The organism is Pedococcus sp. 2YAF34, assembly GCF_052114585.1.
Classification (GTDB): domain Bacteria; phylum Actinomycetota; class Actinomycetes; order Actinomycetales; family Dermatophilaceae; genus Pedococcus.
Genome location: NZ_JBFRFA010000108.1, coordinates 1 through 443, shown reverse-complemented (window position 1 = coordinate 443; position 443 = coordinate 1). Strand labels below are relative to the sequence as shown.

General features: G+C 70.2%; 1 protein-coding gene. It reads left to right on the top strand.

All coding sequences use genetic code 11. The features are described from left to right. Positions 1–443: cation:proton antiporter domain-containing protein (locus AB4Z02_RS19105; protein WP_441972945.1), on the top strand; the 443-nt coding region annotated here is incomplete at both ends.

Genomic DNA, 443 nt, shown 5'->3' with positions numbered 1-443 from the left:
CTCTTCGTGCTCATCGGGCTGCAGGCGCGGGCTGCGTTCACCACGTTCGCGAACGGCGGCTGGGGCGCCATCCTCGTGCTGGCCATCGCGAGCGCGGTCGCGGTCTTCGTGGTGCGGCTGCTGTGGATCCTGGTGCAGGCACCGATCATCCGCCTGGTGGACCGCAGGCCGAGCCAGCGCGCACGCCGCGAAGCGTGGCGGACCCGGCTGATCCTCGTCTGGGGCGGATTCAGGGGTGCCGTGTCGCTCGCCGCGGCCCTTTCGTTGCCGCTGGAGACTGCATCCGGTCAGCCGTTTCCCGGCCGCGAAGTGGTGATCGCCGTCACCTTCCTCGTGATCGTGGTCACGCTCTTCGTGCAGGGAGCGACGATTCCGCTCATCGTGCGGGCGGCACACGTGGTGGCGGACCAACGCGAAGGCGACGAGCGGAGGCTGGCGCGCAC